This is a genomic window from Nocardioides pelophilus, assembly GCF_014180685.1.
Taxonomy (GTDB): domain Bacteria; phylum Actinomycetota; class Actinomycetes; order Propionibacteriales; family Nocardioidaceae; genus Nocardioides; species Nocardioides pelophilus.
Genome location: NZ_JACEHF010000243.1, coordinates 1 through 4381 on the forward strand (window position 1 = coordinate 1; position 4381 = coordinate 4381).

Below are 4381 nucleotides of genomic sequence, written 5' to 3' on the forward strand. Positions count from 1 at the left end.
CCCGACGCCCCGGCGGCCGAGGGGACGTCGGCGGCGACGTCCCCGGCAGCGTCGACGGCGACGTCCGACGCGATCACGGCGCCGGAGCCACCGGGCGAACCCGATGTCCGCGCCGAGCCCGGAGACCTCGAGGTCACCTTCGCGGTCCGGGTCCCTCGCACGAGCACCGGTCTCGATTACCTGGTCGAGCGACGGACCGGCAGCGACTGGCAGTCGGTCCGCCCCCGGTTCTCCCTCCCGACCCGGGTGGGCGGAGAGCCGCAGTGTGCAACGGTCCGGCTGGTGGCCGCGAACAGCGCCGGTCGGACTCCGGGCCCGGGACGGGAGCTCTGCAAGCGGTCCCGGCCGCAGGTGCTCGACCTGGTCCCGGTCGACGCCGCCTGCGTCTACGACGACCGGTCGTGCACCTTCTTCCAGCTCGTGCTGGAGGGTTTCGCGGCCGAGGACTCCGTGCCGGTCGAGTGCAGCGTCGACGACCCGGAGGCGAAGTACCGCACGGCGCAGCGGACCGCCTTCACCAACGCCGACGGCAAGGCCGCGATCGAGACCTACTCGATCGACGGCGAGCACTGGCCCGGTGCGTTCCAGGTCGACGACGCCAACGCGAGGTTCTACTGCCGCGCCGGCGGCAAGGTGTGGCCCTTCGACCTGGTCGCGTTGCGCGCGTCGGTGGGTCGCTGAGGATCGGCCGACCGGTCCTCAGATCTTCCGGAGCCGCACGTAGCGCACCGAGTGGTCGGCGTCCTTGCGCAGCACCAGGGTCGCCCGGGAGCGGGTGGGGAGCACGTTCTGCTCGAGGTTCGGGCCGTTGATCGTGTCCCAGATCCGCCGGGCCTCGTCGACCGCGACGTCGTGGGTGAGCTGGGCGTACTTGGCGAAGTAGGAGTCCGGGTCGCGGAAGGCGGTCTCGCGCAGCCGCAGGAAGCGGTCGACGTACCAGTCGCGGATGTGGGCGACGGCCGCGTCGACGAAGATCGAGAAGTCGAAGAAGTCCGACAGCCCCAGGCCGGTCCGCCCGTCGGCCCGCGCCCGCGCCGGCTGCAGCACGTTGAGACCCTCGAGGATCAGGATGTCCGGCCGCTTGATGACGACCTTCTCGTCCGGCACCACGTCGTAGATCAGGTGGGAGTAGCGCGGCGCGAGCACCTCGTCCTTGCCGGACTTGATGTCGACGACGAACTTCATCAGGGCGCGGCGGTCGTAGGACTCGGGGAAGCCCTTGCGCTCCAGCAGGCCGCGGCGCTCGAGCTCGGCGTTCGGGTAGAGGAACCCGTCGGTCGTCACCAGGGCGACGTTCGGGTGGGCGGGCCAGCGGCCCAGCATCTGCTGGAGCACGCGTGCCGCGGTCGACTTGCCGACCGCCACCGAGCCGGCGAGGCCGATCACGAACGGGGTGCGCGGCGGCGTGGCCCGGTGCAGGAACTCCTCCTGGGCCCGGTGCAGCGCTCCCGCGGCCTCGACCCGCAGGCTGAGCAGGCGCGAGAGAGGGAGGTAGACCTGCACGATCTCGTCGAGGTCGAGCGCGTCGCCGATGCCGCGCAGGGCGAGGATCTCGTCCTCGGTGAGCGGGCTCTCGGTCTCGGAGGCGAGCGCCGCCCAGGTGGCCCGCTCGAGCTCGAGGTACGGCGACGCCTCCCGTGCGGGCTCCTGCGGCTCGTCACCGGTGCCCGCTGCGCCTGCCTCGGCCATCGCCATGGGCGCGATTGTCGCAGCACCCGATACCGGAGGGACGGTCGGGCGCGGGGTTCGGCAGCCCGTAGAGTGGTGCGCCATGTGCGGGATCGTCGGTTACGTCGGGCCTCAGCGTGCCCAGGACGTCGTCGTCGACGGTCTCCGGCGGCTGGAGTACCGCGGCTATGACAGCGCGGGCGTCGCGGTCGTCCACGACGGCGAGCTGACCGTCGCGAAGCGTGCCGGCAAGCTGGCCAACCTGGAGAAGGTGCTGGCCGACACCCCGCTCCCGGCTGCCCACACCGCCATCGGCCACACCCGCTGGGCCACCCACGGCCCGCCCAACGACGTCAACGCGCACCCGCACACGGGCGGCAGCGGCCGGGTGGCGCTCGTGCACAACGGGATCATCGAGAACTTCGCCGAGCTGCGCGCCCGGATCGAGGCCGACGACCACGTCTTCCTCTCCGAGACCGACACCGAGATCGCGGCCCACCTGGTCGAGCTGCAGGTCCAGTCCGGCGTCGACCTCCCCACCGCGATGCAGCGCGTGTGCCAGCAGCTCGACGGTGCGTTCACCCTCGTGGCGGTCGACGCCGAGGACCCCGACCGGGTGGTGGCGGCCCGCCGCAACAGCCCGCTCGTCGTTGGCCTCGGCGAGGGGGAGAACTTCCTCGGCTCCGACGTCGCGGCGTTCATCGAGCACACCCGGGAGGCGCTCGAGCTGGGTCAGGACCAGATCGTGATCATGACCCCTGACCAGGTGACCGTCACCGACTTCTGGGGCACCCCGGTCGAGGCCAAGCACTTCCACGTCGACTGGGACCTGTCGGCCGCCGAGAAGGACGGCCACGACTGGTTCATGCGCAAGGAGATCTTCGAGCAGCCACGGGCGGTCGCCGACTCGCTGATCGGCCGGCGCGGTGTGGGCGGGCTCCTCCAGCTCGACGAGATGCGGCTCGCCGACGAGGAGATCCGCGACCTCGACAAGATCATCATCATCGCGTGCGGCACGTCGTTCTACGCCGGGATGGTCGCGAAGTACGCCATCGAGCACTGGACACGCACCCCGGTCGAGGTGGAGCTCGCGTCCGAGTTCCGCTACCGCGACCCGATCGTCGACCACACCACGCTGGTCGTCGCGATCAGCCAGTCCGGCGAGACCGCCGACACCCTGCAGGCGATCCGCCACGCCAAGAGCCAGCGGGCCAGGGTGCTGGCGATCTGCAACACCAACGGCTCCTCGATCCCGCGCGAGTCCGACGCCGTGATCTACACCCACGCCGGGCCCGAGATCGGCGTCGCCTCGACCAAGGGCTTCCTGACCCAGCTGGTCGCCTGCTACCTGCTCGCGCTCTACGTCGCGCAGGTCAAGGGCACCCGCTACGGCGACGAGATCGACGAGATCATGGGCCAGCTCGAGGAGATGCCCGGCCACATCGAGACCGTCCTCGGGCAGGCGGCGGCGGTCTACGACCTCGCGCGCGCCCACATCGGCACGCGCTCGGTGCTGTTCCTCGGCCGCCACGCGGGCTACCCCGTCGCGCTCGAGGGGGCCCTCAAGCTCAAGGAGCTGGCCTACCTGCACGCGGAGGGCTTCGCGGCCGGCGAGCTCAAGCACGGGCCGATCGCGCTGATCGAGGACGGGCTGCCGGTCTGGTGCGTCGTACCACCCCGCGGCCGCGACCAGCTGCACGGGAAGATGATCAGCGGCATCCAGGAGGTCCGGGCCCGCGGCGCCCTCACCATCTGCCTGGCCGAGGAGGGCGACGAGACCATCGAGCCGTACGCCGACCACCTGATCCGGCTCCCCGAGGTCCCCGTCCTGCTCCAGCCGCTGGTCGCGATCGTGCCGCTCCAGCTCTTCGCGTGCGAGCTCGCGACCGCGCTCGGCCACGACGTCGACCAACCCCGAAACCTGGCCAAGTCCGTCACCGTCGAGTGACCGGGACGATCGGGTGATGACGTGGCGGTGATCGGGGTCGGCATCGACGTCTGCGAGCTCGACCGGTTCGCCGCGTCGATCGAGCGCACGCCGGCCCTCGCCGTACGCCTCTTCACCGAGGCCGAGCGGGTCCTGCCCGTCGCCTCGCTCGCCGCCCGGTTCGCGGCGAAGGAGGCCCTGGCGAAGGCGCTCGGGGCCCCGCGCGGCATGGAGTGGCACGACGCCGAGGTGATCCGGGAGGAGACCGGACGCCCGGTCTTCAAGATCCGCGGCACCGTGAAGGCGCGAGCCAACGCGCTCGGCGTCCAGCGGATCCACCTCTCGCTGTCGCACGACGCCGGCATCGCCTCGGCGATGGTGGTCCTGGAGTCATGACCGGGCACGGCCTCCGCGGTGCGGTGGGCGACCGGCTCGCGCTTCGAGACCGCGTTCGGCCTCGCCGCCTCTTCTAGTCGTCGCACCAGACCTGCGGGTCGTGATTCCGCGAAATCGCGACCGGTAGGTCAGGTGCGAGGCATTCGGCGCGGCTAGCGTGGGGCCGTGATCCGAGCCCACACGGTCGAACAGGTCCGGGCCGCCGAGGCGACACTGCTCGCGCAGCTTCCCGAGGGCGCGTTGATGCAGCGAGCGGCCCACGGGTTGGCCCACGCCGTCCTCGACCTGCTCGGCGGCGGCTACGGACGCCGGGTGCTGCTGCTCGTCGGCTCCGGCGACAACGGCGGCGACGCGTTGTACGCCGGGGTCGTGCTCGCCCGGCGAGGGTCG

At 71.6% G+C, this 4381-nt stretch carries 5 protein-coding genes; 4 read left to right on the top strand and 1 reads right to left on the bottom strand.

Translation table 11 applies throughout. From position 1 onward, the window contains the following. Positions 1–681, top strand: a 681-nt coding sequence (locus H0488_RS22190) for a hypothetical protein (RefSeq protein WP_183101380.1), incomplete at its 5' end; no start/stop codon positions are given. 18 nt (positions 682–699) lie between these two features. On the opposite strand, the gene coaA is transcribed toward H0488_RS22190, so the two are convergent. Beyond that, positions 700–1689, bottom strand: a complete 990-nt coding sequence (gene coaA, locus H0488_RS22195; RefSeq protein ID WP_183101383.1) for a type I pantothenate kinase — start codon at positions 1687–1689, stop codon at positions 700–702. Positions 1690–1771: 82 nt separating this feature from the next. Between coaA and glmS the strand changes: the two genes are divergently transcribed. The 3 genes from glmS to H0488_RS22210 all read left to right on the top strand — a co-directional run. Beyond that, on the top strand, positions 1772–3616 hold the full coding sequence (gene glmS / locus H0488_RS22200) for a glutamine--fructose-6-phosphate transaminase (isomerizing) (RefSeq protein WP_183101381.1): 1845 nt from the start codon (positions 1772–1774) through the stop codon (positions 3614–3616). Between the two features lie 21 nt (positions 3617–3637). Beyond that, positions 3638–3991 (top strand): holo-ACP synthase, encoded by a 354-nt coding sequence (locus H0488_RS22205; RefSeq protein ID WP_183101382.1) that lies wholly within the window; start codon positions 3638–3640, stop codon positions 3989–3991. Positions 3992–4156: 165 nt separating this feature from the next. Next, on the top strand, positions 4157–4381 hold a 225-nt coding region (locus H0488_RS22210; RefSeq protein WP_312856485.1), incomplete at its 3' end, for an NAD(P)H-hydrate epimerase.

What these genes read in the sequence shown, in the direction of transcription:
- coaA (WP_183101383.1), bottom strand. Translation starts at nt 1,689, where the DNA reads ATGGCCGAGGCAGGCGCAGCGGGCACCGGTGACGAGCCGCAGGAGCCC.
- glmS (WP_183101381.1), top strand. Translation starts at nt 1,772, where the DNA reads ATGTGCGGGATCGTCGGTTACGTCGGGCCTCAGCGTGCCCAGGACGTC.